29 protein-coding genes are annotated in these 23,510 nt (G+C 47.9%); 28 read left to right on the top strand and 1 reads right to left on the bottom strand.

The window, feature by feature from the left end; genetic code table 11:
* Positions 1-18 precede the first annotated feature (18 nt).
* The 10 genes from MA2_RS07980 (at position 19) to MA2_RS07935 (ending at position 8,110) form a co-directional block, all read left to right on the top strand.
* Positions 19-303 (top strand): hypothetical protein, encoded by a 285-nt coding sequence (locus MA2_RS07980; RefSeq protein WP_067058663.1) that lies wholly within the window; start codon positions 19-21, stop codon positions 301-303.
* A 17-nt stretch (positions 304-320) separates the two neighbouring features.
* On the top strand, positions 321-737 hold the full coding sequence (locus MA2_RS07975; protein WP_115254045.1) for a hypothetical protein: 417 nt from the start codon (positions 321-323) through the stop codon (positions 735-737).
* Between the two features lie 96 nt (positions 738-833).
* Positions 834-2,222 (top strand): hypothetical protein, encoded by a 1,389-nt coding sequence (locus MA2_RS07970; RefSeq protein ID WP_067058659.1) that lies wholly within the window; start codon positions 834-836, stop codon positions 2,220-2,222.
* Positions 2,223-2,234: 12 nt separating this feature from the next.
* On the top strand, positions 2,235-3,137 hold the full coding sequence (locus MA2_RS07965) for a hypothetical protein (RefSeq protein ID WP_143821838.1): 903 nt from the start codon (positions 2,235-2,237) through the stop codon (positions 3,135-3,137).
* 122 nt (positions 3,138-3,259) lie between these two features.
* A complete protein-coding gene (locus MA2_RS07960; RefSeq protein ID WP_067058655.1) occupies positions 3,260-4,921 on the top strand; it encodes a hypothetical protein in 1,662 nt (553 codons plus the stop codon).
* Positions 4,911-5,582 (top strand): hypothetical protein, encoded by a 672-nt coding sequence (locus MA2_RS07955; RefSeq protein WP_067058653.1) that lies wholly within the window; start codon positions 4,911-4,913, stop codon positions 5,580-5,582. The genes MA2_RS07960 and MA2_RS07955 overlap by 11 nt, the downstream gene beginning before the upstream one ends.
* Before the next feature lie 78 nt (positions 5,583-5,660).
* Positions 5,661-6,335 carry a hypothetical protein gene (locus tag MA2_RS07950; protein ID WP_067058652.1) on the top strand — a complete coding sequence of 225 codons (675 nt, stop codon included), beginning with the start codon at positions 5,661-5,663 and terminating at the stop codon, positions 6,333-6,335.
* Positions 6,335-6,868: a hypothetical protein gene (locus MA2_RS07945; protein WP_067058650.1), complete on the top strand. Its 534-nt coding sequence runs from the start codon at positions 6,335-6,337 to the stop codon at positions 6,866-6,868. The genes MA2_RS07950 and MA2_RS07945 overlap by 1 nt, the downstream gene beginning before the upstream one ends.
* Positions 6,835-7,731 carry a hypothetical protein gene (locus MA2_RS07940; RefSeq protein ID WP_067058648.1) on the top strand — a complete coding sequence of 299 codons (897 nt, stop codon included), beginning with the start codon at positions 6,835-6,837 and terminating at the stop codon, positions 7,729-7,731. Before MA2_RS07945 ends, MA2_RS07940 begins: the two co-directional genes overlap by 34 nt.
* A 43-nt stretch (positions 7,732-7,774) precedes the next feature.
* Positions 7,775-8,110, top strand: a complete 336-nt coding sequence (locus MA2_RS07935; protein WP_245945318.1) for a hypothetical protein — start codon at positions 7,775-7,777, stop codon at positions 8,108-8,110.
* A 33-nt stretch (positions 8,111-8,143) separates the two neighbouring features.
* Here the strand turns inward: MA2_RS07935 and MA2_RS07930 are convergent, their stop codons facing one another.
* Entirely contained in the window at positions 8,144-9,049 is a 906-nt protein-coding gene (locus tag MA2_RS07930) for an IS982 family transposase (RefSeq protein ID WP_067058646.1), read from the bottom strand.
* Between the two features lie 152 nt (positions 9,050-9,201).
* Here MA2_RS07930 and MA2_RS11140 point away from each other — a divergent pair, with 152 nt between their 5' ends.
* From MA2_RS11140 to MA2_RS07850, 18 genes are all read left to right on the top strand, one after another.
* Positions 9,202-9,363, top strand: a complete 162-nt coding sequence (locus MA2_RS11140) for a hypothetical protein (protein WP_156470941.1) — start codon at positions 9,202-9,204, stop codon at positions 9,361-9,363.
* 91 nt (positions 9,364-9,454) lie between these two features.
* Positions 9,455-9,787 carry a hypothetical protein gene (locus tag MA2_RS07925; RefSeq protein WP_067058643.1) on the top strand — a complete coding sequence of 111 codons (333 nt, stop codon included), beginning with the start codon at positions 9,455-9,457 and terminating at the stop codon, positions 9,785-9,787.
* Between the two features lie 28 nt (positions 9,788-9,815).
* Positions 9,816-10,187 (top strand): hypothetical protein, encoded by a 372-nt coding sequence (locus MA2_RS07920; RefSeq protein ID WP_143821819.1) that lies wholly within the window; start codon positions 9,816-9,818, stop codon positions 10,185-10,187.
* Positions 10,188-10,317: 130 nt separating this feature from the next.
* A complete protein-coding gene (locus MA2_RS07915; RefSeq protein WP_067058639.1) occupies positions 10,318-13,776 on the top strand; it encodes a defense against restriction DarA-related protein in 3,459 nt (1,152 codons plus the stop codon).
* A 9-nt stretch (positions 13,777-13,785) separates the two neighbouring features.
* A complete protein-coding gene (locus MA2_RS07910) occupies positions 13,786-14,487 on the top strand; it encodes a hypothetical protein (protein WP_143821818.1) in 702 nt (233 codons plus the stop codon).
* Positions 14,487-15,350, top strand: coding sequence for a hypothetical protein (locus tag MA2_RS07905; RefSeq protein WP_067058635.1), 864 nt, complete (start codon positions 14,487-14,489; stop codon positions 15,348-15,350). Before MA2_RS07910 ends, MA2_RS07905 begins: the two co-directional genes overlap by 1 nt.
* A gap of 68 nt (positions 15,351-15,418) precedes the next feature.
* The gene (locus MA2_RS07900; protein WP_067058633.1) at positions 15,419-16,039 is read left to right on the top strand and encodes a hypothetical protein; all 621 of its coding nucleotides are present in this window, start codon (positions 15,419-15,421) and stop codon (positions 16,037-16,039) included.
* A gap of 143 nt (positions 16,040-16,182) precedes the next feature.
* Positions 16,183-17,436 (top strand): LPD3 domain-containing protein, encoded by a 1,254-nt coding sequence (locus tag MA2_RS07895; RefSeq protein WP_156470940.1) that lies wholly within the window; start codon positions 16,183-16,185, stop codon positions 17,434-17,436.
* Between the two features lie 4 nt (positions 17,437-17,440).
* Positions 17,441-18,247, top strand: coding sequence for a hypothetical protein (locus MA2_RS07890; RefSeq protein ID WP_143821816.1), 807 nt, complete (start codon positions 17,441-17,443; stop codon positions 18,245-18,247).
* A gap of 1 nt (position 18,248) precedes the next feature.
* Positions 18,249-18,671: a hypothetical protein gene (locus MA2_RS07885; protein ID WP_067058627.1), complete on the top strand. Its 423-nt coding sequence runs from the start codon at positions 18,249-18,251 to the stop codon at positions 18,669-18,671.
* A 133-nt stretch (positions 18,672-18,804) separates the two neighbouring features.
* A complete protein-coding gene (locus MA2_RS07880) occupies positions 18,805-19,164 on the top strand; it encodes a hypothetical protein (RefSeq protein WP_079352145.1) in 360 nt (119 codons plus the stop codon).
* Positions 19,161-19,493, top strand: coding sequence for a hypothetical protein (locus MA2_RS07875; RefSeq protein WP_067058623.1), 333 nt, complete (start codon positions 19,161-19,163; stop codon positions 19,491-19,493). Before MA2_RS07880 ends, MA2_RS07875 begins: the two co-directional genes overlap by 4 nt.
* On the top strand, positions 19,477-20,937 hold the full coding sequence (locus MA2_RS07870) for a hypothetical protein (protein ID WP_172459191.1): 1,461 nt from the start codon (positions 19,477-19,479) through the stop codon (positions 20,935-20,937). Before MA2_RS07875 ends, MA2_RS07870 begins: the two co-directional genes overlap by 17 nt.
* Before the next feature lies 1 nt (position 20,938).
* Positions 20,939-21,580, top strand: a complete 642-nt coding sequence (locus tag MA2_RS07865) for a hypothetical protein (RefSeq protein WP_067058619.1) — start codon at positions 20,939-20,941, stop codon at positions 21,578-21,580.
* Between the two features lie 87 nt (positions 21,581-21,667).
* The gene (locus tag MA2_RS07860) at positions 21,668-22,429 is read left to right on the top strand and encodes a hypothetical protein (protein ID WP_067058617.1); all 762 of its coding nucleotides are present in this window, start codon (positions 21,668-21,670) and stop codon (positions 22,427-22,429) included.
* 31 nt (positions 22,430-22,460) lie between these two features.
* Positions 22,461-22,583: a hypothetical protein gene (locus MA2_RS11450; protein WP_255246913.1), complete on the top strand. Its 123-nt coding sequence runs from the start codon at positions 22,461-22,463 to the stop codon at positions 22,581-22,583.
* A 19-nt stretch (positions 22,584-22,602) separates the two neighbouring features.
* On the top strand, positions 22,603-23,010 hold the full coding sequence (locus MA2_RS07855) for a hypothetical protein (protein ID WP_143821815.1): 408 nt from the start codon (positions 22,603-22,605) through the stop codon (positions 23,008-23,010).
* Positions 23,011-23,056: 46 nt separating this feature from the next.
* A complete protein-coding gene (locus MA2_RS07850) occupies positions 23,057-23,431 on the top strand; it encodes a hypothetical protein (protein ID WP_115254047.1) in 375 nt (124 codons plus the stop codon).
* Positions 23,432-23,510 lie beyond the last annotated feature (79 nt).

Raw genomic sequence — 23,510 nt, 5'->3', positions numbered from 1 at the left:
AGCCAAAGGGGTATAACCATGATTCAGACCAAAATTTTAGGCGATGCCGTTGGTATTCAGTACCAAGGTGTACAAGATAAGTCAGAAACCAACAATCCATCAAGCATTAGCAATGGCTTGATTGTGGGGCGATTTAAACGCGGCTTTATGGGTGCGCCGTTTCGCGTAAATAAAGACAATTATTCCGCGTATTTGGGATTTGACGCGGCAAACCCCGATTTTATGGCGGTGCAAGACGCGTTTCGCACGGGTATCAATGAATTGTGGGTTGTGCGCGTGGGTGCGCCTTTGGGAAAGTGGTAGCCCCCGTTGATGGGGGCATGGCTGACATTTATATTACTCTTCCACCTATTATGCTATCAGCCACTGATCCAAGCAATCCTTATGATTATTTTATTGCCGAAAATGTTGCTAACCCCAGTATTTATGAGTATTTCCGCGTTGATGGCGTAGATATGCGCGATCAGATCGTGGGTGCAGCAAACAATGGGTCTATTGCTGGGACGGATATTAAAATGGTACAAGGACGATCTGGCAAATTTGAGGGTGCGGGCGGCTATATGAGTATTTTTTCGCCCTCCTGGACAAGACATGTCTTAGAGTTTAAATATGCCGACGCCTACAGCAACTATCAGCCAGGGCTGATGGTAGCGGATGCAGATGAAAGAGTTACTTTTAATTCTGACGGCTCTGTCCGACTTGATATGTATATTTTAAAAAACATGGGCACACCATGACCCTAACCATCGCAACCATTGCGCGGAACACCCCCTAAACCCGTCTTTTAACCCAATCTACCATAAGCCTATCATCTCACTTGATAGGCTTATTTTATGGATACCTTATATTTCAATGTTACGCAAAGTGGCGTAAGCCTAACGCGTACCCCAGCCCCTGCTCTTGCGCAGATTGCCTTAACGGGCAATTATGTGTTTGACAACAACGCTGAATTGGTGGTGCGCGTCACAGACACCAAAGAGGTGGCAGACAATGACCCCTTGCACAGTGCAATAGACCCACTTCACGGACTGGCATTCAACCTAATTTTTAAAGACAAAATTGACGGCAGCGTGATTACCACTTTGACAGGGCGGCTTTACACAGGCGGCGGTATTGACGCACTTGAGGAGAACCACAGCCACAACCTAGCCTACATTGCCAAGAAACTCGACTTTTATGGCGCATTGGACAGCGAGTTTGACTTTTTTGACGTGGTGGAAACGTATTATGACGCAGGACAGGCACAAACCATCCGCCAAGCCCTAGAGCAAGCAGGCGTGATGAACACCCTATATGCTTATCGCACCCGTGAGGTGGTGTTTGATGTGCCAGCAAGCCCGCTACAGCCAGATATCAGCCCCACTGAGGTGCGCAACATGCTGACCAAGTTTGCGCCACACCCCAACTACATTGCCGTAACGGACGTGTCCGACCTTGAAATGATTGACGCGCTGGCAGGCGTGATGGCGGATTTTAACATTCATATGTTCATTGACGTGGGGCAGATGACTGACTGGCGCAACGTGGCGGCACTGGTTGAGGGCTTAAACTTCAATGACCAGCGCATCCGCGTGCTATGGAATCCAAATAAATGCCGCCCGGGCGAAACATCGGGGATTTTGTCGCGTCAAAAGTGGCGACCTTGTGTGGGCGATTATCTTGGCAAGCATTTGTTGCGTAACGCCTTGCGCAACGTCAATGGCATTCCGCCTTTGCATATCCCTGTGGCTGGCTATGAGTTCCCGATTGATTTTCGCGGCATGAAGCAGATGGATGAGGTTAATTTGGATGAGGAGGCGCAAAACGCGCTGGCAGCTGCGCATGTGATTGTGGTGCTAAATGAACGCTACCAAAACCAATCACGCTGGATTTATGGCGATGTCTTGACCCAGCGCAGCAGTGCAACCAGTGCGTTGCGCTTGGCGAATGCCGCTGAGATTGAAACCTTTACCGCCAATGGTGTAATTGACATCATCAAGCGGCATATGCTTGCGCCCATGGATGATTTTTTAAGCCGCGTGTATGGCGACTGCCAGCGGTTTTTGGACGCCTGTGTGGCGGCAGGGCTGCTCAAAGAATCGGTAGAATTGGCTGGGCGGTATTATGCGCTAGAAATCAGCCCAAATGCCGAAAAGCCCTTTGAGGCAGTAAACGTCAAACTGGCACGTCGCCCCGAAGGTGCGGTGCGTCAAGCTTATCTTGAAACCACTATTGTAAAATAGGAGCAACCTACTATGTCATTTGGAATGAATACCCGTCTTGCCAGCCGCTTGCGCGAACAAGCACATGAACGCCAACAGCTGGACGGCATTCGTGAGGCAGCCGAGCAAATCACTTACGATCCAATCAGTGAGCGTGCCGAAATCACCGCTACCAGTAACATGCGTTTGGCGGCATTGAGCGTGGTTTTGCAGCTTGCCTTGCTGGTCACAGAAGGGCAGGACGCTGAACCTGAGGATGAAATGCTGCCCAGCGAACTGTTGGACGCGCTAATGCTTGAAACATTGGGCGATGATGACGATGATGATATTGACCCGTTGGTCAAGGCGGCATTATCTGCGCATGTGGCGGATGCTTTTTCTAGCCTTGGCGTTGATGATGGCGTGATTGATGACATGTTCGGCATGGATGCCGATGTCGCTGATACCGCCATTGAGAGCGCGTGCCAAACGGTTGTTGAAAACCTACCCGATGATGGCGACCCATTGGACGAGTTTGCCCAAATTTTTGCATTTGGCTATGATTTGAGCGATGAGCCGTACGAGGAATTGTATGATGGGGCGATGTACGATGGGGCAATGTTTGACGGGCAAAAAAAGAAAAAGCCGCGCACAGGACAAAAGACCACCAAAGAAATTAACGGGCATAAAGTGACGTATAAAGCCGTTAAGGTCATCCGCAACGGCAAAGTGGATGTGGTAAATAAGCGCATTGGCGGTCATGTGGTGCTATCGGGCAAGCAAAAAGCCAGCTTGCGTAAAGCGCGCAAGAAGGCAGCCACACCAACTGCCATTCGCAAACAAATGAAGTCTTTGGCAAAGGGTATTAAGCGCAACCTATATAAGCACCTATCCGACAAACAGCAAAAAAACTTGCAAAATATGTCGCTGCGCCGCCATAACAAAAATGCGTTTTAGTGACTGATTTCGCCCCCAATCCAAAACCCCTCGCCTATTGAGGGGTTTTGTTTGGAACAATTCCCCAAAATCCCACCAGCCACGCGTCATAATAGCCCAAATAACAACTTTTTGGCGCGATTATGAAACTTGCAAACTTTATGGCTAACATGCTTATCACCCAGCGCGAAAATGCGCACCGTGAGCATTTGCCCAACATCAAACAGCTAGACCAACGGTTTGACGCAGTCACGCAATTTGAGCTTGGCACATTCCCCACGTCTGAAAATGCCCCACGAACGCGCAAGCAAATTTATACCCAGTGGCAGGTTATGCAAGCTGACCCACAGATTGCTGAGGCATTGTCGCTACATGTGACCGCGGCATTGGGTGGGCATGAGACAACGGGCGAGGTTATTTTTATCACGCCCCATGAGCGTATCCGTGGCAAAGGCGTGCGTGCCAAAAAACTGCGCGAACAAGTCGAGCGTGAGGCGCGGCGCATGACCCCGTTGATTAACCGCATGGCATTTAGTCTAGCAAGGCAAGCGATTGGCTATGGTGACAGCTATGCACGGATTTATAGCCACAAGCAACAAGGCGTGGTGGATTTAATCAACGACCAATATACGCAGCCGCCACTGATACAGGCGTTTGAACAAGGTGGGCGCACGGTGGGTTTTTTTGCGCTTGAGATGGACGACTGGACAAACGTGCTGGCAAAACTCACCCCTTTACAAATGCTGCGCGTGAAAATGCCGCGCGTGGAGTATGTGCCGCAAGCACCGCTTGGACAGTGGCTAAAAGCGCGGTTGCTGGAATACGACGTACAAGCTGATATGCCTGTATTGCCTGCCGCGGTGGGCGGTTCGTTTTTGTATCCTGTTGAGGGCGCGTGGCGTGACGCGATGTTAAACCTACTGGCACTCAACAATCAACAAATTGCCGATAGCGTCAAGCAGGCGTTTTTAACGGTGGATATGGAAGGTATGCCGCCCGACCAGCAAAAACGCTACAAGGCAGGCTTAGTGCAAATGCTACAAAACTACCGTGACCGCATTAAAGCCGCGTTTGAAGGCGGTGAGGAAATCTTTGGTACAAACTACCACGTTTTGCCCACATGGGGCAGTAAACAGACCATCACACCGTTGGGCGATTTGTCCCAGCGCGTTGCCCCACTCAATGATAGCACGCTGATGTTGAATTTGCGTCGCGTGGCTGGTGGCTTGGGCATGGATTTATCGCTAATGGGTTGGGCGGATATGTTGGCAGGCGGCTTGGGAGATGGGGCAAGTTTTCACACGTCAGCACAAATCATGCGACGCTCTATGCTGATTCGGCAAGCCTTGATTGACAGCTTTAATGACTTGATGGCACTGCATTTTGCTTTGCGCTATCAAGCTTATTTTTATGATGGTGAGTATCCGTGGCAGTTTGATTTTTATTCAGACCAGTCCGCTGCCGCCACCGAGGCACTGACCAACAAGCAGACGCGTATTAACACCGCCATGCTTAAAGTGCAAATGCTGCAAATGCTGCACGAATTGGGCTTACCCAAAGAGGCAACCCAGCTTATTTTGGAAAATGACGCAGGTGAAGACTTTGAAAGCGCCAAAAAACTTGCGGAAAGCCTGCTAGCCGCACCGCCCGATGGCACAGACGGTGGGATGATGGGGCAGGGCGCGATGGGTATGGGCGGCTTGGATGATGAGGCAAGCCGCGCGGAAAGCGACGATTTAGACGATGAAGCGGACGATGACCTAGGCGATGATTTGGACGACGAGGCAGACGACGATGAAGGCTAAGACCACTAAACGCGCGGTTAAAACCGTGCGCGCGCTGTCTGATTCCGCCAAACAAGGGCAGTTTGAACAAGGCGGACAGGCACTAAGCACCACCAAACACAACGCCTATTTTGGTATCAGCGCGGTTGAGGCAAACAAGCACTACCAACGGCTGCATGGGCTGGGCACGTTGCTACAATGCCAATATGCCATTGAATTGCAAAACATTTATCACATTGCAAGCAATGCCTCGTGGTTTGGCGGTGATTTTCCGCTGGCGTGGTTGGCAACCGATGTTGAACTGACCAACGGTAGCAGTGAGAACGAAAGTTTTTATGCTGGCGCGTGGCAGCTGCATCACTTCACCCAGCACAGCTTAGAGAGCATAGAGGTTACTTTTATTGAAACCGCTGGTGGCGATATCGCCAAGTCGGCAGGGATTTGCCAAGGCTTGGCGTATCGGGCAGACGGCACAATGACCGAGCCCAAACACTATACGTTTAAACTCACCATCAAGCTGTTGGGCAAGCAAAAATCTGTACCCAAAGATTATTTGGTGGCGGTTAAGTCGTTTAGTACGTCGCTGTCATCATCGGGCAGAAGCGAGGTTGCCAAAACCCAAGTGACGTTTCAAGTGATTGCGCCATACGGGCTGTTTGCCAAGTCGCCTGCCAAACGCTAGCGGAATTGGAACACCCCCAATCGCACGGTTTTACGGCATAGCACAATAGCCTTAAACATCCTTTGAGGCTATTTTTTTATGAAAAACTCACTCCCCACTTATGCCCATTATCGCCGCGAATATGAAACCGCCAAAGAACTTGGTGCAGCCGCACTGGCGTGCAATGCAGTGCTTGTGCCAGACGGTTTTGAGCATTTGCGCTTGCTGATTACCAACTTTCAAAAGCCGATTGCCACCAACAATGACGCGGCTGATGTGGACTATGCTGGCGGCTTGGCGGCTCACGTTTCGGGCGTGCCAAAAACCAGTTTTGAATCATCTTTGACTATCCTTGAAACCGAGAAAAACACCGTCGGTGACTTTGCGCAGGCGATGGCGGATAATGGCGGCTTTTTGGATGCCGCACATGTGTTTTTTGGTATTAGTGATGGCTTTGCCAGTGCCGTGACCGATTACCGAATTTTTGATATCACCATCACCTTTAGCGATGGTGGCGGCGAGATTGATTCGGCTTCACGCTCACAGGTGCTGAGCGTGAACGGCAGTATCCGTTATATGTACTTTGGGCAAAACGCAGACCTTGGCGCGGCAGGTGCAAGTGCCTTTGACCAAATCAACAACACGCTAAAAGCGCGTGGCGGCAAGACCAATGCCATTAATGCGGCGGTTGGCGGCTTGATTGGCTTGGCGCAAGGCGGTGTGTTTAATCAAACGGGCATACGCAATATTAACGGCTATACGGGGCGTATTTAATGCGCCTAGAGGTAGTACACCCGTCTGACATTCAGCAGTTTCCACGGGCGGAGGCAGGCAGTTTGCGCGATGTGGCAAGCTGGCTATACGATGAGCTGCTGACAAGCGGCTATTCGCTGCTGCCTGAGGATGTCGAGCAAATCGCGCTAGATTCGGTGCGATTGTATGCAAGTTGGGCGCGGCTAGATGCCGAGTACCAAAAGGATGTGGCACTGCCCTTGTTTATGTCGCTTACGCTTGATACCAATCTGCTAGCCGATGAGTGGGCTATTGTCTATCCTGTCATACGCGCGCATTGTGACCTGCTACAGGCGCGACGCATGGAGGGGTCGCAGGCGTTGGGCGTGCAAGCGTTTGGGCTGTCATCAAGCGAGGCAAACCAAATTTATCAGATAGCACTTGAGCAGATGAAAAAAGAGGCGTTTTGTCACGCCCCGTTTAGCGTTGAGGTGACAGGTGAGCCGATACGCACCAAAACTACGGTTGGTCAAAGTCAGTTATGGTCATTTACCTATCCGATGGTCAAGCGATAGATGGCGCAAACTTGCTGTCGGCAATTTTGCGCTATGACCTTGTGCCCGTGCCTGTCACGCTTGAACTTACGGTCAATGCCACCAAGGCGTTGCGCGCACAGTTGGTTGTGGGCAAGACGCTGCACTTGGTCAATGGTGTGATGTTTGAAATCGTCAAGGCGCACGCGGTCAATAACAATGCGGTCAAAGATGGCAGACGTTTAGGCGGCATTGCTGTCATTGCAGTGCTGGCAGGGTGTGTGCCGCTGCTATCGGTCACAAAACGCGCAACCATCCATGATGATATCAGCATTGCGCAAGCTTATCAAAGTCTAGGTGCGCGCTTGCGTTTTAGTGAGGATATCAAGCTTAGGCAGTTTGTGTGCCTAAAGGGGCAGATGCCAACGATACGCTTGGCATTGGCACTGCAAAAAGAAGCTGCGGTGATGGTGTATGACGCGGACAACAAGACGGCAAACGCCCGACGCATACAGACGTTGATGAGCCAAACGCCCATCCGCAAGTATGACCCTGCCCAAATTCAGTGGGTGGAAAATCCCACACAGGTGGCAAGACAGAATACCAATTTTTTGTCGGTTGCCGATGATGGCAAGCAGATTGTCGGACAGACGCTTGAGGGCAAACACGTGGACTACATGCCGCGCACCGACCAACGGGAACTGGGCAATCTAAAGCGCGTTTTAATTACCCATGGAGTGCTGCTGCGCTCAATGGATGATGAATTACAAGCAGGCAAGACGGTGCAGGTGGGCAATGAGGTTTACGCGCTATTGACCGTCGCGCATCGGTTTGATACGGGCGCATTGGGCGGCGCAAGTGTAGGGGCTACCAAGGCATGGTTAGCGCAGGTGGTGGACGCTTGATTGATTTTGAGATAGCAGAAAAACGTATAGCAGGCATCAAAAAATGACCCCTTATTTTTATCCAGCCAAACTACTAAGTTATGACAAGCACAAACGCACCGCCAAGATCAGCATTGCAGGCTTAACCGATGGCGCGTCTGACGGTTTAACCGCTTTACTTGCTTATCCAATCGGCGATGATGATAAGGACACCGAGCGCGAGCTGTTGGCAGGTGCGGATTGTTGGGTTTTTTTTGAGAATGGCGACATGGCGTGCCCGATTATCGCATTTTATCGCAGTCATAGTGAGGGCGCGATGGTGGATGTGCGCCGCATACGCCAAGCTAATATTGAACTACTGGCGCGGCAAAATATCCTAATCAACCCCAGTTCGACATAAGCCATAGCCTAACTCATTGAAAGCTATCACAAACTAAGCAACCTGCGGTAAGGAATGCCCAATCAGCACATTCTTTAGTGTAGGTTTCTTGGTTTGGTGGCAATAAGCAATCAGCCCTGCCAATAAATTAGCCATAAACCCAGCAGGGCTACGGTGTCTTGAATGCTCAATTTGGCAAATATGCTTTAACTCATCAAACACCGTCTCAATCAAGAAACGGCGTTTGAGTAATCGCTTATCTAACCAAGCAATGTCCTTAGCTTTCATGTTCTTTTTGACATTGGTAATCAACTCAACGTCCAAATGCTCATCCAGCCAAGCAGTTAGGGATTTATCAATATAGCCTTTATCACCAAACAGTTTACCAAATACGGTCATATCGCACAGTTGTTTCACAGGTTTTCTGTCATCCACATTGCCTGCTGTGACGGTGAGATTGACAAGCTCTCCTTGGTCATTGATGATGACGTGCAGTTTAAAGCCATAAAACCAGCCCATGCTGCTTTTGCCGCGTGCGGCAGTGTCGGCAAAGACTTTGTGGCGTTTGATACGGTGGTTGTCACACACAGCTAGACTGGTTGAGTCAATGTAGCTTATCCCTGTGCAGTTGCCTTGCATTAAGAATTTCAAGTAGTCACACATGGGATGTACGGCTTTTTCCATCAGTTCTACCATTCTGTTGTAGCTTGGTAGTCTTGGAAAGGCACTTTTTAGCCATTGACACAGATAGCCATAGTGAAATGCTTTAAATTCTCGGTATCTGATTTGATGAAATAGTACCGAGATGGTGATGATTTCTGCTAAACTGATGCAGCATGGTTTGTTTCGGGTCTTTTTACTGCTTTTTCGCTTTAGCGTTAGCATTTTCTTCTGTTGCTCGGCTGTGTAGGTTTTGCAGTAGTCGTCTATGTGGCAGTAAAGTGCTTCGAGATTGTCCATGTAAGAAGTCCTTGGCTAGGTTGTTTGTGGTGAACTTACTTTAGCATATTGGACTTCTTTTTTTTATCCTTTCTTATGTCGAATTCGGGTTAATCAATGCCGATAGCAGTATTACTGCCAACACGCCAACGTTTACTATCAATGCGCACTTGGTGGTGAATGGCGACATTACCCACAAAGGCAGCCTTGAGCAATCGGGCGATCAAAATGTGTCGGGCAAAATCACCGCCAGTGGGGACGTGGTTGGCGGTGGCAAGTCGCTAAAAGGTCATCGTCACGGGGGCGTGAGAACAGGCACGGGCAGTCCGATTTAGTTGTATATACAATAATACCAGTTGAATTTATAGCCAGCAAGGGTTATTATAATAATAACGTATATACAAAAGATGTATAGGTTTAATACTGATGACGCAGCCTCAAGATAACGAACCGCGTTTTGTGATTTCGCCTAAGATTTTGGCAAAGTTGAATGAAAAACATGCGGTGACCGAACAGGAGGTCATAGAGTGTTTTTACAACAGCGATGATGGCGATGACCTAGAAGACACTCGCGAACAGCACCAAACCTTGCCTCCGACGTTGTGGTTTTTGGCATACACTGATAAAGGCAGGCTGCTAAAGGTATGTTTTGTGTTTCAAGAGGAAAAACAAACCTTCTATGTCAAATCCGCCTATGAGCCAAATACAGCAGAAATTACGCTATTTAATGCCTTGACGGGCAAAGATTACTATTACTGATGTGGTAATCTATTTAAAAGGTAAAATTATGACCGACCAAGACTTTGAAGCCATCGTATTTGCCGACAGCGAACGCTGGGAAAATCGGGAAATCGGTGCAGAAATGGCATATGCCAAAAAGACCAATCAAACGGGCGCACGACGAGCCGCGCTTAATGGCACGGGGCGTGATAAAACGCAACTCATATCAATCCGCTTGCCTATCACCTTAATTGAAGACCTAAAACTGATTGGACAGGCAGAAGGTGTGGGCTATCAAACGCTTGCCAAGTTGGTGTTGCAGCGTTTTGCCGATGCCGAACATCGCAAAAAATTCAATCAAGTGGTGGCAGAAAAGTTACGCCTTGAAGCAGAACTTGCCGCCATGCGTTCGCAAATGGCACAGCTCAAACAAGCTTGATTGTCTGCGATTGCCAAAAGCCCACCTTAATTGGTGGGTTTTTTGTTTTTAAAGGGTTGGAACACCCCACAACCTGCCTTGATGTTCTGTTTAATAATAAGCCATCTATATTGTATCGCAAGGATTTGTTATGCAGCATTATCAAACACTACAACAAGCTAACAGCTACATTACCGCCCCCGATGGCACACGCCGCTACAGTCGCTATGAAGTCGGGGTGATTGATGGGCGTTATCGCGCTATGCCTGTGCTTATTGCTGATAAAGCAGGCTTTGATGGCTTAGGCTTTGATGCAAGCGTGGGCAGCGGTGATGACCACTACACGGTATTAAACTTGTTTGATGGCAGCCATAAGTACATTGACAGCGTGGCGGTGGTGGGAGCGGACGATGACGACCATGCCGCACACCTTGCTTTAAGCCAATTTGACTATTTAGGCGCAGACTATGCCACCGTGGTTGTCAATGACAGTGCGCAGTTTGATGATATGAGCCTAGATTTTGCCCCACAAAACGGCTGGAGCTCAGAAACTATCGCCCGATTGATGAATAATCCCAGCCAAGACACAGGCTACTACCTGCCCATTATCAACAGCAAGATGTTACGCGCCGAGCAAAACCGCGTGACCGCTGATAACGTCATGTGGGACGGTGCAAACCTTGTCTCACACGGCAGCGACTATAGCCGCTTATTACTCGACCTACAAAAACACGACGCGTTTGGCGGCTTGACTGCCAAGCTTGATATGCGCGAATTGCTAGCAGATTTGGGTGCGACCGAGTTGGGTTTTGATGCCTTAATGGAAACCTACAGCCGCCTAGACGCGATGGGCGACCGTCTGTTCACCGCCTTGGGTCATCATGCGGTTGGTGATTTGACGGTAACGAATGTTACCACCACCAAGCCGTTTAAGCGACAAGGTGTGGCAAACGTTGCCATGCAGTTTGATTTGTCCGATGGTCAAACGTTTAGCATTATCTTTCATAACCCCGATGCCGACCCGAAAAAACTAGCGGCTAACGACACGATGGTGAGCTGGAAATGGCTACTTAACAAAAAGGATGTGACCGCAGCGGTATCGCCCAAACAAAGCGACAAGGTCAGATATGATGTGATAGCCAGCCGCATCATGAAAGTTGCCGCCAAAAACAGCAAACGTTTTGTTGCAGCGCAGATGAAAAAGGCGCAAAACCAAGAGAAAATAGCGACAGCGCAAAAACTGGTAGATGATAAAATGGCCACCATTGCCCAGTTAGATGCCGATATTGCTGATTTGAAACAGCAAATTGACGATTTTCGCTTGAGTGATGAAGCAGTGGCGGTGAGCGGTGATGGTTACTTCTCTGACCATGATCGGCAAGAAATTTGGGATTTTATCAACCAGTTTATTACCAATCCAAACTTTCACGATACATTGCCAAAAAAAGCGTTCAAGTTGCTGACATTAACACAAGATTTGAAACAACAATTGGTGGCTTATTTGCCAAACTATCATATGGGTTTAGATTGTGTCTATATTACCGCAGATGCCATGCAACACATTTTTGCTAGCCGTGGCGAGGCGATGGCGCGCGAAATGCTAGGTAAGTTATTAAACGAAAACATTTTACCCGATGAAATTTTGCCTAACCACCAAGAGCATTCAAGAGCGTTGGCATTGTTCAATGATTTTAGACCGCGAAGCCGCCAGTCAAAAGATGCCATGATGGCCTTGGGATTATCAGTGCAGGATAATACAGTCGTCGTTTATAATTTTATGCCTGTTAAGAAAGGCACCATTCAGAAAGCCAAGGCATATGCGGAGAAACTTGCTCTGGAGGGCCGCCAGCCCGACATATCAGGTATCCCTCATCTTCACTTGCAAGAAAAGAACAAAGCGTTCAATCTAGCTCACGTGGCAGGCGAAAATTTCCATCGTTCAGAGCAAGCCATTAATATCATAACAGATTCGCCTGAAAAAATGCAACCAATCATACCAGACGGACAGGGGGTGGCGGTGAGTGAAGCGTCACAGGCAGCAAGCACGCCAACTGAACTGACAAGCGAATGGGGTAGTGGTTCGGTAAAAATTTACCCACAATATCAAAGTCAATATAAAGCCTTGTCTCATGCATGGGGCTATGACGGCGATTTTGCCAAAATAGACACCGAAAACCGTATTGAGATTGCTAAGATTATCAATGGTGTCATGCAAGGCGACTTAAGTATATCAAGGGAGCTTCGCCAAAATACGCGTTTTGCCGCCACAATCAAACAACTTAGTTTGCCTAAAATTCCAAACACTTATCAAGGCAGCGTTGATTGGGTGTCAAACAATATTGACGAGTTTAAAGATAAGCTATCCAATTACGAATATTTTAATCGTGTGGCGGCGAGCGGAAATAAAACCACCAATAGCCAACCATTGACGGTGAGCATAGAAGGTACGCTAGATAGCGTAACGGTTGAGTGGACGGAAGCGTCGCAGGGTGACAGCTTAGAAGGTCGTGATTTCTACAGTCTTGACGATTTGCAACGCGAATTGCAAGCATTGTATGACTATGATGAAAGCAAACTTCCTAAAAACGGCTATGACAAAACCCGTATCACATTAAATTACACCGAGGCAGGAGGCGAGCCAAAGTCTGAATCGATACGTGTTGATATCGGGTCGGCAATCGGTAATTTTAACCCATTTAAAGAAACACTGGCTGATTACCTCAAAAAAACGTTAATCGATATGGGCATTGATGCCAATGGCTTGCAAGATGGCAGCGTTTTGAATATGGGTGGCGGCAAGAGATATACTTCAGATGCGTCTAATCAAGCTAGTTTGCTACAACAAGCTATCATGCCGCGCCATGCAGATAGTGTTTCTGAGGCGCAGGCCTTGATAAAGCCGTTAGTTGGTAAATCATTCATAAATCAAAAATTTGCAATGGAGGCAACGATAAGCGGCAACACCATTGGAAAACTAGGCAGCAAAAAAGCAACCGAACAGTCCGCAACACCACGCCTACACGCACAAGCGGTAGCAAATATTGATATTTTGTTTGAAAGAGCGATTATTAAGGTCACCCATGACGATAAAAAAAATCGTATAAACGTAGAGCACGTTCACCGCCTAGGTAGCATCATGCTTGATGAATCAACGGGTGCGTATGTTCCTGTAATGATTACGGTCATTGAGTACAAGCACTCCAACGAAGGCACAAGAATCTATTCTGTTGAAGCAGTAGAAATTGAAGAAAAAGAAAAGCCCGCAGGGCAGTTGGTTTCAGATGAGCAAGCTCAAGTGCTGAAAACCCCGATTGCGGACTTCAAAAACAAGATAGCAAAAGTGCTTGATGAAGTCAAGCAATGGGAGGCTAAAACCCCACTGAGTAATCGAACATTAACCGCAGAGCCAAAACCAAATACCCAGCCCCATCCAGCGTATACCGCCGACGATATCGCATTTTTAAATGATATTGTAAGCGGTAAAACAGACCCCTTAGATGGCGTGGATTACGACCGACTAGAAGCGATTGGCGAAAAAGACGAAAACGACCCGCTATTGGCGCAAGCGTTGGCGATTATCAGCGCGGCACTTGATAAAGCAACATCGTAAGGAAAAATTATGCTAACAGGAATGGCACAAATTAAAGCCCTTAGAGAACTAAAGGGTATTATTAAGAGCAAGGCAAGTCTAGGCGGCATTGGCTTGATTAAAGCACTAAAACGGCAGAATGAACTGCGCTTTGATTTAGGCATGAACGACGCGCCTACCTACTCAACCGACAATCCATTTGCGCAATATGCCAACGATGACCCCGAGGTTAAACAAAATGCCGAGGATTGGGAAAATCGTAAGCCACTGACCCAAGAACGCCTAGCCGCTATGAATGCCATGGCGCAACGTATGGGCTATGCTACCTACATTGAAGCCCGACACGCAAGCTTAGGCACGTTTCAAGCGGAAAAAGGAAATGGCAATCGCCGCGCCGAAATTGGCGGCAAATTCATCAATAACGATGGCAATTCAGCTAAAGATGCCTCCACAGATTTTGAGCTGGCACTGTATGAAAACGGAGAAATTGAGGACTATTTGTACACCAATGACCTAAATCAGGCGTTGGAACGCGGTAATGATTGGCTGGCTGATGGTGAGACAGAGCGGATAACTGAGCTTAGCCAAATCCTAGCGGATTTACAGGCAGGTAGGCAAGACCCAATGGGCTTAGATTTTGCCCACATCGCTACCTTGGTAGATGATGACCGCGATGCCGCCAACGAAATTCGTGCTTATCTTGATACGCATTGGCTTAGTGAGGTGGCGTGATGGTTGATTTGGTTATCACCAAACGTGCACCGCGCACCACGCAAAGCGGCACACTGGGTGCAACCCATCTACAAGCCAACGGGTTGAATCCCCATCTGCTGGCAAGCATTAGCCTTGCGCCCAGTAAAAACGACGCGACAGGCGAGCTTACAGCAGCAGCAGACGCAACCACAGTCATCGCTGTCTTGGAGGATGGCGAGTTTGCGCTTGAGAACCAGTATTCCACGCCCTTTGAATCATCCAATCCCGAGGGGCGTATGCCAAACTTAATGGGCATGTTGCAATCGGGCTTGACAGTGCAAACCTTGACCGATGTTTTGGGAGCAGCACCCGTTAAACCACCTGAGACGCAAGCAGGCGGCAGTGGCGGGCAGGCAGGCGGATTTTGGGACACTGCTGCCCAAAACAACACCTTACTTGGCACACTAGAGGGGCTAAAGGGGCGTTCAACATTCACCAAAATCAATAGCTACCAAATCTACACATCGTCCAATAGCGTGCGCATCACAGGTACACTGGTATTTGCCGCATGGGAGAACGCCAAAACCGAGGTTGAGGCAGCCGTTAAAAAATTACAAGAATGGACAGCCCCCGAACTGCTGGCGGACAAGTCGGCATTGGTTAGCGGCTTAACCAGTGACGCGACAGGCTTGCAAGGCTTTTTCCCATCACTTGTGCCGCCTGCGGTGACGCTTAAATATGGCGGCAAGACGTACAGCCCATTGGTGATTGAAAGCCTATCTGCGCCCATTACCGCGCCAATGACGAGCGACGGCTCACGCATTAGCATCAAGTGCCAAATCACGCTTGTTTCACGCACCGCATGGGATAAAGCCGACATACAAGCGTTGTATGGCGGTTAATGGCACAGCCCTACCGCACTTGGCGCATTTTGGCGTAAACTGCTAACAAATTTTTTTGAGGATATGTTATGAAGCTGACCGATATTACCGAAAAAACCTCATTGATTAAAGACTTTGGCGCACGGCTTGCCAAATCAACCAAGCAAAAAGTTGTCGCGACCGTATTTAACAAGGTTAAGCGCGTGGCAGGCGTATCTGCCATGCCTGTGGATTTTAACCTTGAAAATGGGCAGGTTGTAACCGCGTATGTGCGCGTATATGCCAACACAGATATCGCCTTGACCAAAAAAACCAAAATCAGCAGCATTGCGCCGCTTAATGCTCAAGAAAACAAAAGCAACTTAAAAGACAGCAAGCGCGATTTTGATATTTACCGTATTGATATAAACGGCAAGCAGCTACCAATCACGGGCGATTTTGACAACACCTACAAGCCGTCGTTTAACAAATCCGTTGATGAGGTTGCCGCGGCGGTCAGTCAAGGACAAGCCGCGTTTGACAAAAAGCAAGCCGCCATCAAGGTCAAACAGGTCAATACCACGCGCAACGCCAGTTTGAGCATTGCCAAGAAAATTGAGGTGCTACAGACGCAAGCGGTCGAACTTGACCAGCAGATTGTACAAAAAGAGCAGGAAAAACAGACGCTACAAACCCAGCTTGAGACGTTAAAATCACAACGCATTGCTTGACGGAACAGCCCCACAACCCCATCTTGTCGTTATGCTAAGTTAAGCCCATTAACCAACCGTTGATGGGCTTTTTTATCATGCAGACTGTAACTGTACAAGATATTTTGGCAAAATTGCCAGCACTGAATAACCGCGATTATTTTTTGGCATTGGATGAATTGCAGCGGCTGTTGCTGGCACAGCAAACCGATGTGCTGACTGATGATGATATTGAGCAGTTAAGCAAAATTGATATTGATGACACGCAGGATATGGGGCAAGGCGCGCGAAAACGCACTGCTAAAGATTGGATAAGAGACAATTTATTGGGGAAAACCGTTAAAACCATTGATGGCAAAGTTGTGCATTTTAATAGCAAGGATACTATAGGTCATATCACCTACAATGTGAAAAGAAATGATATTTTGGTTAAATGCTTGCCTTATATCCCACAGATTTTCGCCAAAGGCGAATTTATGGGCCGTGAATTATCAGACCATGATAGAGCCGATAAGTCAATAATCGCATTTCATCCATATAGAAAATGGGTTGAATTAAAAAATGGATATAAGGTATTTGCAGAAGTACAGGCTTGTGAGCGTGAAAATGAAAGTGATTTGTTTTATGCTGGCTATAATCTCAAGGCATTAAAAAAGGTTGCTTCACCCTCACACTTTGATAGTGTTATGGATAACACAAAATGGTTATCGCTCGGATTCATGGCAACCTTTAATGGAAATAATAGCCCACAATTCGACAAATTGCAAGACGATATCACCACAAACGATGTTTTGCCATTACTTATTTTGATGGTAAAAGATGAAGCAGGCAAGGTTGTGTATGACCTTGAAAAAGGCATTGATGATTTAGCTGAGGGATGGGAGCTTCAAGCAACCCAAACTCCTATTTTTAACCGTCAAGGCGTTAAGCCTACCAACCGTAACGGCAATGTCGATATGAGAGCGCGCCAAAAAGCTAATGACGAAGCAATAGCTTTGCTTAACAAAATCCAAAATGAAGGCTTGACTCGCGATGACCTAACAACAGAGCAGCTGACCACCCTTGCCAAATACACGGGCAATGGCGGTGGCATCGTCAATCATGAGGGCAAAACAGGCAGTCAATACGAATACTACACGCCAATGGAATTGGCAAGCAGTATGTGGGATTTAGCCCGTGAACTCGGCTTTAATGGTGGGCGTGTCCTTGACCCATCAGCAGGAACGGGCGTATTTACCGCCACATCACCCGATAATGCGATTATTGACAGCGTAGAACTTGACCGTGTGTCGGGCGGCATTGCCATTGTCTTAGGTTTGCGGTCGGGCTTGACCGTCTTGCAGAAGGAATCCCCTCACTTTAGGGAGGGGAGGAAGTCAAAACCTCAAAGCATTAGACAAAAAAAGAACCATATTTGACAATATGGTTCTTGGAGTTGCTACGCCCTCTCACCAAAATGGCAATTCGGATAGCACAACATTGGCTAACGCTCAGGCCACCACAACTCTTGGTAAAAAGAGTACCACACAATTCGACAAATTGCAAGACGATACATCAAACCATGTTTTGCCATTACTTATCATAAACGGCATTTCTAACGATATTTCCATCTTAAACGCTTTATCAGAGTTTATCAAAAGTCGGCAAATCAAGATTGAAGTAGCAGACACCATGCTAAACAATATTAGACTTTATCGCCGATTGACCAAACAGCCCGAAAATTTTTTGGTGACGGTGCGTGATGCGATTAATGGGTTGCCAGACGATTATTCAAGCGATGATATTACCGCTTTGTCAAATAAGCTGTATAATGACTATATCAAAGCCGACCAAGATTTGATACCCAATATCAGCGAGCAGGACAAAGATGAATTACTGTATATGGCGTTAAACATTGGCAGACCAAACAGAACGATTGGCAATGAATATCATTTTTGGTTTTACCTAGACGATACGGCTAAAAAATATAAGGCAAACAAAGCCCAAACAGCCGATTTACAATCCACTGATACTGTAGGCATCACAGGCAACACTAGAAAATGGAAAGAGGAAATCAAAGACTATGCCAAAAAGTACGGCATAAAAAAGAAAGAGTTTAAACACATTGGGGGTTATGCGCATTGGGATGGCGAAAATGAGCGATGGTTGATAGCGTATCAAGCCTATACCAAACTGGTGCAAGATTACCCAGCTGCGGCCAATCAACTGTCCATAAAAAAGGTGAGCTAACATGTACTATCAATTTGAACCACAATTTTTAGCGGATAAAACCGCTGAAGCGCAGGCAAACCTTGCGGATAATCAGCCAAACGCGGATTTTGTGGAATTTGCTGCTGGCGTGATTTATCAACGCCTTAAAAAAAATATTCGCCATTACCGCCAATATGGCGTGTATTGGTGGGCTTTAAAGGACGTGCTGCGCCGTCAAGATTATAACGTAGGCGATGAAACCGATTCATACATTGAGCGTATTTATCGCGGCATAGATGACGCACAAACCATCGTGGCTGCTGACATGTTCTATGAAGACATGGCAAGCATGGTGACGGCGGATAACATGGATTGGCAGTTATCGGACACTGAAGAGTATCGATTGTGGGATGAGGATATGGAGCTGCGCTTGTCGGTGACTGATATGATTCAAAAGTATTAATCAGCTGATACATACAAGCCCACCTAATCGGTGGGTTTTTTGTTTTGGAACATTTTTGGAACATTTTTGGAACATAGGGTCAGATGACAGTCGTTTGGCGGTGATAATAGCGCAAACACTTTTGGGGCAAAGCATGAATGACTATATCATAGACACCTTCTTGTCATTTTGGCTATGGTTTTGGCTATCATGGTTGGTTTCAGCCGTGCCAACCCAACTTGAACAAATCAACAAGCGCATGGATCGGGCGCGACTGGCATTGGCCATTGAACGCTTGCTTAAAACCGCGATTTGGCTAACTGCACCATTGGTTGCGGCTTACGCTTTTTTGTTGTGGCGGTTTAGTCATCTGCTATGGCGTGCAAATATGTGGGGCATCGGTGCGATTGGATTGAATATATTACTCATCGTGATTGGCGGAGGCTTAATATTTTGTTGGGCGTTTGGATTTTTATTGCTGCATAGCCCATACGCCAAGGAGGTCAGCGCATGATTGATGCCAAAACAATTGCTGCCATGGTCAATCATTGGCTGGCAACCCCCGTGAATGGGTATTTTTATCAAAACTACGGTTGCACCGTCAAAGAGCAGCTGTTAAAAAATCTGACCGCGTTTAATGCCGATGCATTTATTGCCAAGATGATACAAGATATCCCGATTTTAGGCGAACTTGCGCAAGATGAACTTAACATCATCAGCGAAACGGTGGGATTTGAGCAAGTAAACGTGTTTATCCAAATCGGCAGTGTGTTGGTTGAGGTTGGGCAGGCGGACACAGGCAGCGTGATGGATGAGGATTATCAAGATGTTACAGCGCAATAAGCTAAACGATATTATCACCAACGCATTGGGCGATTATCCCGACATTGCCGAACGCTGGCAGGTGCAAGACCCCACCGTCACCGCCATGCTAACCGCCATCCGCGAATTGGTGATTGCCTTGTCGCAGGATAATGCGGTAAATATCATTGAACCGTTTATTAAGTCAAAAGATAGCACCATCATCGCTGATGCTATTAATAAGGGTATTTTGCCCGTGGCAACGCCTTGTCAATACTGGCTGAGCATTGAAAACAACGGTGCAGCCAAAATCACGCTATCAGCTGGACGCGTGGTGGAGGACGGCTTGGGGCGCGAATGGCGACTGCTGTCCGCTGTTACGATTGGTGCAGGTGAGCGCGCGCAGGTGTTGTGTGAGCAAAGCACGCAGGTCAGCCATACGTTTAGTATCGCAGCCAGTCAGCCTTTTTTTCGGGCAAGCCTACCTGTGGCAGACGACATGTATTTAGCCAGTATCAGCGTCAAAAACAACAGCAGCAACACGCTGTTTGACTATGCGCCAAAATTCATGAATGCCGCAGCAGGAAGCGCAGTCTATACGCTATTAACGGACGATTTAAAGCAAATTACATTGATGTTTGGCGATACCGCGCGTGTCGGTCAAACGGTGCAGGCAGGCGAGAGTTACACAGTTACGCTAACACAGTGCTACGGTGAAGTGGATACAACCACGCTTAAACAAGCGTCACTACAAAATATCACGGCTAGTGATGAAACCAGCTTAAACCTATACTTTAAATACGGTGGACTACAGCGTGCCGCGGCAAATCCGTTGAGCGTGTCGCAAATGCGCTTGTTGGCAAGCTTTCCTGCTACCTACGACCAAAATGCGGTGTTTATGGGCAATTTTGATTTCTTGGTGCGCCAGCATTTTATGAGCCGTTTTAGCTATATGGCAATCTGGAATGAGACCACACAAGAAAAGTTTTATGGGGCAAGCCTTGATAACATTAACCACATGAACCTTACAGTGGTTGCCAAAGACCCCAATGAGCAAGCGCGGCTGACGGATGATATTTGTAAGCTGGTGGCAACGGCTGATAGCCTACTAAGAGAGCGCGTGCGTCTAAAACCAGTACAAGAACGCCCATACCATATCACCATCAATGCAATTTTGGCAGGCGTGCACGATTCTGACAGCGTCAAAACCCAAATCCTAGAGTTGCTGCTTCAGCACTATGGGCGCGGCACGATTGCCGCCAGTCATCCGAATTTAGACGGTTTTAACCGCCAAGAAATTGCCACGCTGATGCGCGCCAACATTCCAGCATTCCAAGACCGTATTAGCGATTTTACCGTATTGGGCGAAACCATCACAGATGACAACCGCATCAAGCCGCATCACTGGCTTTATTTGACACGCGACAGCATTACCGTCAATATCACGCGCACCGCCGATATGGGCAACGCGCTATGGACATTTTGACATGCAAGACTTAACCGCCCATGATTTTGCCTTGCCTATACTGGCAAGCCATGCTTACGATGACCTTGAGCGCGCCATGCAGCAGGTGTTTGCCGCGCTGCTGGACAATCACAGACCAGCGGATAATACAGTATTAAGCGAACTGGCACAAATGCACGAATATGGCGCATCGTTTTTGGGTGGTCATACGGTCATTGAGCGTTTTACCAAGTTAAACGGCTTGGCGGTATTGCGACGCGAAAACGGTGAGTTGGCTGACCGTATTATGGCAATCATTTTGTCACAATGGCTAGGCATGGCCAGTGAGCGCGGCTTGGCGTTTTTACAGTTTGTGCTAGATATGCTTTACCCCAAACAAAACAAGGTCACGCAACTATGGCACAGCAAAGACAGGGCGCTTGAGTATCCAAACCATCTGTTTGCCGAACCCACCAATGAGCGTTTTTTGACCAGCCGCGTGCGTGTGATGCTCGATTACTCGATCGATATAAAGGAATTGGCAGAACTTGCACCCACACTCAGTCGGCTTGTGCCGTGGCATGTTGTGCCTGACATTGCCGTCAGTTACGACAATGAGCCAACACCCATAGGGGTTGCTGTCGGTATGCTAGCCTTCCATGTTGCCGATTTTTCGCCAGTCTAGGAACGCCCCAATTTAGGAACGCCCCAACACTGCCGCCAATACGACAAGCTAAAATAGCCCCATCAAAACAATGATGGGGCTATTTTTATGTTCAACATTGAGCCGTTGTCGCTTTTAAAGCGTCAAGTCAATCTGCGCGAAAACACCATCGGCAATACGATGCGCGTTGCCAAAATTCCTGAAACCATGAATGAAGCACGGCTATCAAGCTTTTTGGCGTTCGTGCTGGATGATGCGGATTTACCCAATCAGCTGACCGTGCAGGAGCGTTACTATACGCTGTTAAATTATCTTGCCATATCAGATAGCGATTATAGCCCAACAGGCGACCACAGTGCGTTTTTTATCGCCACACAGCCAGACGACGTGCCAAGCGTCTTTGAGCGTGAGGGCGTGTGTTTTGGGCATCTAACGGGCGCACACGCGCTGATTTTAGAAAAAAACTGTGAGAATGTTTTTGACTGGCTGACAGGTGCAATCGCCTTGCAGGCGTATGGCGATTTGACTGCGTCCTTGGGCTTGCCAGATAAGCTGATATGGGATGAGGTGGCAACCACAGATTCGCAAGCACTGGGCGATGTGTTGCTGACGCGATTTGAACAAATCCAAAACCTAACCGATGGTCAGTATACCAAATTGTACGCACTGTATGCTGAAGCCAGCGACGCACTGGCGCATTTTGTTACCCCAAAATTTGACAACGATGGGATCGCGCTGGTGGGGGGTGGCGGCAAAGCCACACGATTTTGCGCCCTTAGTCATTTACCCAGCCTCATCCGACAGCTTGTTGAATACGCTATGGAACGACACGATAGCAATGATGGAACATGGGCAAATGACGATGCGTGAAGCCCTTACAATAGACGTATCATTAATTAATATGTATCGCAATTCGCCAGCGTTTCACACACGCACGCAAGTGCTTGAACATAAGTTTGAGAGTGAAAAAGCCTACCATGAGAAGCTAAACATCATCATACGCTTACTGGCAGGCAGGCGATAGTGGACAAGGGATGTAGTCTATGTCAGTACACACAACACTAAGCCACATGGGGCGGTTTCGCCGTTGGTTGTTTGAAGTCGGTACGCGTATCGTTGAGCTTTTAAACGCACTATTGCTTGTAAGCTTTTCAAGCATCATGGCGTTAAATTATTTTAACTTGCTGTCACTACCATCATATGCCCGATTTGATATTACCAAGGCCTATCACTGGCTATTTGTGCTGGGCTTGGGCGTGGCGCAGCTTGTTGCAATGTGTCGTCTCTCCAATCGCAGCAACCAAGTAAGCGGCTTGTTGTTGCTTTTTTCGGGCACGGTTTGGTTGATTATCGCCGCGATTTTTAGCGCAAATGCGGCACACGTCATGACAACAGCGGTTACAACGTATGTTTTAGTTGCACTGGCTTGCTTGCTGGCTATGAGCTGCTAACAATCAATAGGCTGCTAGAGGACGACAAAGCACATGGGAGTAACTAATGGGCAACGTTTGGATGGGCTTGGCGTTTGCACCACAGATTATGATGGCGGTCATTGGCGGCACGGTTGGTGGCATGATTGGCATCAGTGAAAAAGCAAGCCTTTATGGCCCGCGGCTTGCAGTGCTGTTAGTGATGGCGTCCATCGTATTTGCAGGAGCTACGGTTGATTACTTGATGACGGAGCACGGCTTGCGGTCACTGTTTATATCAGCAGCAATCGGCATGAGCGTGGGTGTGTTTAGTGGGCATCTAATGGACGCACTTCGACTTGCCAGCCCACGGCTCGCCGATAAATTGGTGAATCGCATGGGCGATAGCGCGATTGAAAAATTGGTAAAAAAAACAAGAGGAGACGACGATGAACAACGTTAAACTATCAAACAACTTTTGGCTGTCAGAATTAACAGTCAGTCAAACTGCCACGCGGCACGGCATTGACAATACGCCGTCT

The sequence above is a fragment of the Moraxella atlantae NBRC 14588 genome, assembly GCF_001591265.1.
Taxonomy (GTDB): Bacteria; Pseudomonadota; Gammaproteobacteria; order Pseudomonadales; family Moraxellaceae; genus Faucicola; species Faucicola atlantae.
This window is presented reverse-complemented; position numbering and strand designations above follow the sequence as displayed.

Bases quoted from the DNA above. Each gene is read 5' to 3' on its own strand.
- MA2_RS07980 (WP_067058663.1), top strand. From the start codon at position 19: ATGATTCAGACCAAAATTTTAGGCGATGCCGTTGGTATTCAGTACCAA.
- MA2_RS07975 (WP_115254045.1), top strand. From the start codon at position 321: ATGGCTGACATTTATATTACTCTTCCACCTATTATGCTATCAGCCACT.
- MA2_RS07970 (WP_067058659.1), top strand. From the start codon at position 834: ATGGATACCTTATATTTCAATGTTACGCAAAGTGGCGTAAGCCTAACG.
- MA2_RS07965 (WP_143821838.1), top strand. From the start codon at position 2,235: ATGTCATTTGGAATGAATACCCGTCTTGCCAGCCGCTTGCGCGAACAA.
- MA2_RS07960 (WP_067058655.1), top strand. From the start codon at position 3,260: ATGAAACTTGCAAACTTTATGGCTAACATGCTTATCACCCAGCGCGAA.
- MA2_RS07955 (WP_067058653.1), top strand. From the start codon at position 4,911: ATGAAGGCTAAGACCACTAAACGCGCGGTTAAAACCGTGCGCGCGCTG.
- MA2_RS07950 (WP_067058652.1), top strand. From the start codon at position 5,661: ATGAAAAACTCACTCCCCACTTATGCCCATTATCGCCGCGAATATGAA.
- MA2_RS07945 (WP_067058650.1), top strand. From the start codon at position 6,335: ATGCGCCTAGAGGTAGTACACCCGTCTGACATTCAGCAGTTTCCACGG.
- MA2_RS07940 (WP_067058648.1), top strand. From the start codon at position 6,835: ATGGTCATTTACCTATCCGATGGTCAAGCGATAGATGGCGCAAACTTG.
- MA2_RS07935 (WP_245945318.1), top strand. From the start codon at position 7,775: ATGACCCCTTATTTTTATCCAGCCAAACTACTAAGTTATGACAAGCAC.
- MA2_RS07930 (WP_067058646.1), bottom strand. From the start codon at position 9,049: ATGGACAATCTCGAAGCACTTTACTGCCACATAGACGACTACTGCAAA.
- MA2_RS07925 (WP_067058643.1), top strand. From the start codon at position 9,455: ATGACGCAGCCTCAAGATAACGAACCGCGTTTTGTGATTTCGCCTAAG.
- MA2_RS07920 (WP_143821819.1), top strand. From the start codon at position 9,816: ATGACCGACCAAGACTTTGAAGCCATCGTATTTGCCGACAGCGAACGC.
- MA2_RS07915 (WP_067058639.1), top strand. From the start codon at position 10,318: ATGCAGCATTATCAAACACTACAACAAGCTAACAGCTACATTACCGCC.
- MA2_RS07910 (WP_143821818.1), top strand. From the start codon at position 13,786: ATGCTAACAGGAATGGCACAAATTAAAGCCCTTAGAGAACTAAAGGGT.
- MA2_RS07905 (WP_067058635.1), top strand. From the start codon at position 14,487: ATGGTTGATTTGGTTATCACCAAACGTGCACCGCGCACCACGCAAAGC.
- MA2_RS07900 (WP_067058633.1), top strand. From the start codon at position 15,419: ATGAAGCTGACCGATATTACCGAAAAAACCTCATTGATTAAAGACTTT.
- MA2_RS07890 (WP_143821816.1), top strand. From the start codon at position 17,441: ATGGTTCTTGGAGTTGCTACGCCCTCTCACCAAAATGGCAATTCGGAT.
- MA2_RS07885 (WP_067058627.1), top strand. From the start codon at position 18,249: ATGTACTATCAATTTGAACCACAATTTTTAGCGGATAAAACCGCTGAA.
- MA2_RS07880 (WP_079352145.1), top strand. From the start codon at position 18,805: ATGAATGACTATATCATAGACACCTTCTTGTCATTTTGGCTATGGTTT.
- MA2_RS07875 (WP_067058623.1), top strand. From the start codon at position 19,161: ATGATTGATGCCAAAACAATTGCTGCCATGGTCAATCATTGGCTGGCA.
- MA2_RS07870 (WP_172459191.1), top strand. From the start codon at position 19,477: ATGTTACAGCGCAATAAGCTAAACGATATTATCACCAACGCATTGGGC.
- MA2_RS07865 (WP_067058619.1), top strand. From the start codon at position 20,939: ATGCAAGACTTAACCGCCCATGATTTTGCCTTGCCTATACTGGCAAGC.
- MA2_RS07860 (WP_067058617.1), top strand. From the start codon at position 21,668: ATGTTCAACATTGAGCCGTTGTCGCTTTTAAAGCGTCAAGTCAATCTG.
- MA2_RS11450 (WP_255246913.1), top strand. From the start codon at position 22,461: ATGTATCGCAATTCGCCAGCGTTTCACACACGCACGCAAGTGCTTGAA.
- MA2_RS07855 (WP_143821815.1), top strand. From the start codon at position 22,603: ATGTCAGTACACACAACACTAAGCCACATGGGGCGGTTTCGCCGTTGG.
- MA2_RS07850 (WP_115254047.1), top strand. From the start codon at position 23,057: ATGGGCAACGTTTGGATGGGCTTGGCGTTTGCACCACAGATTATGATG.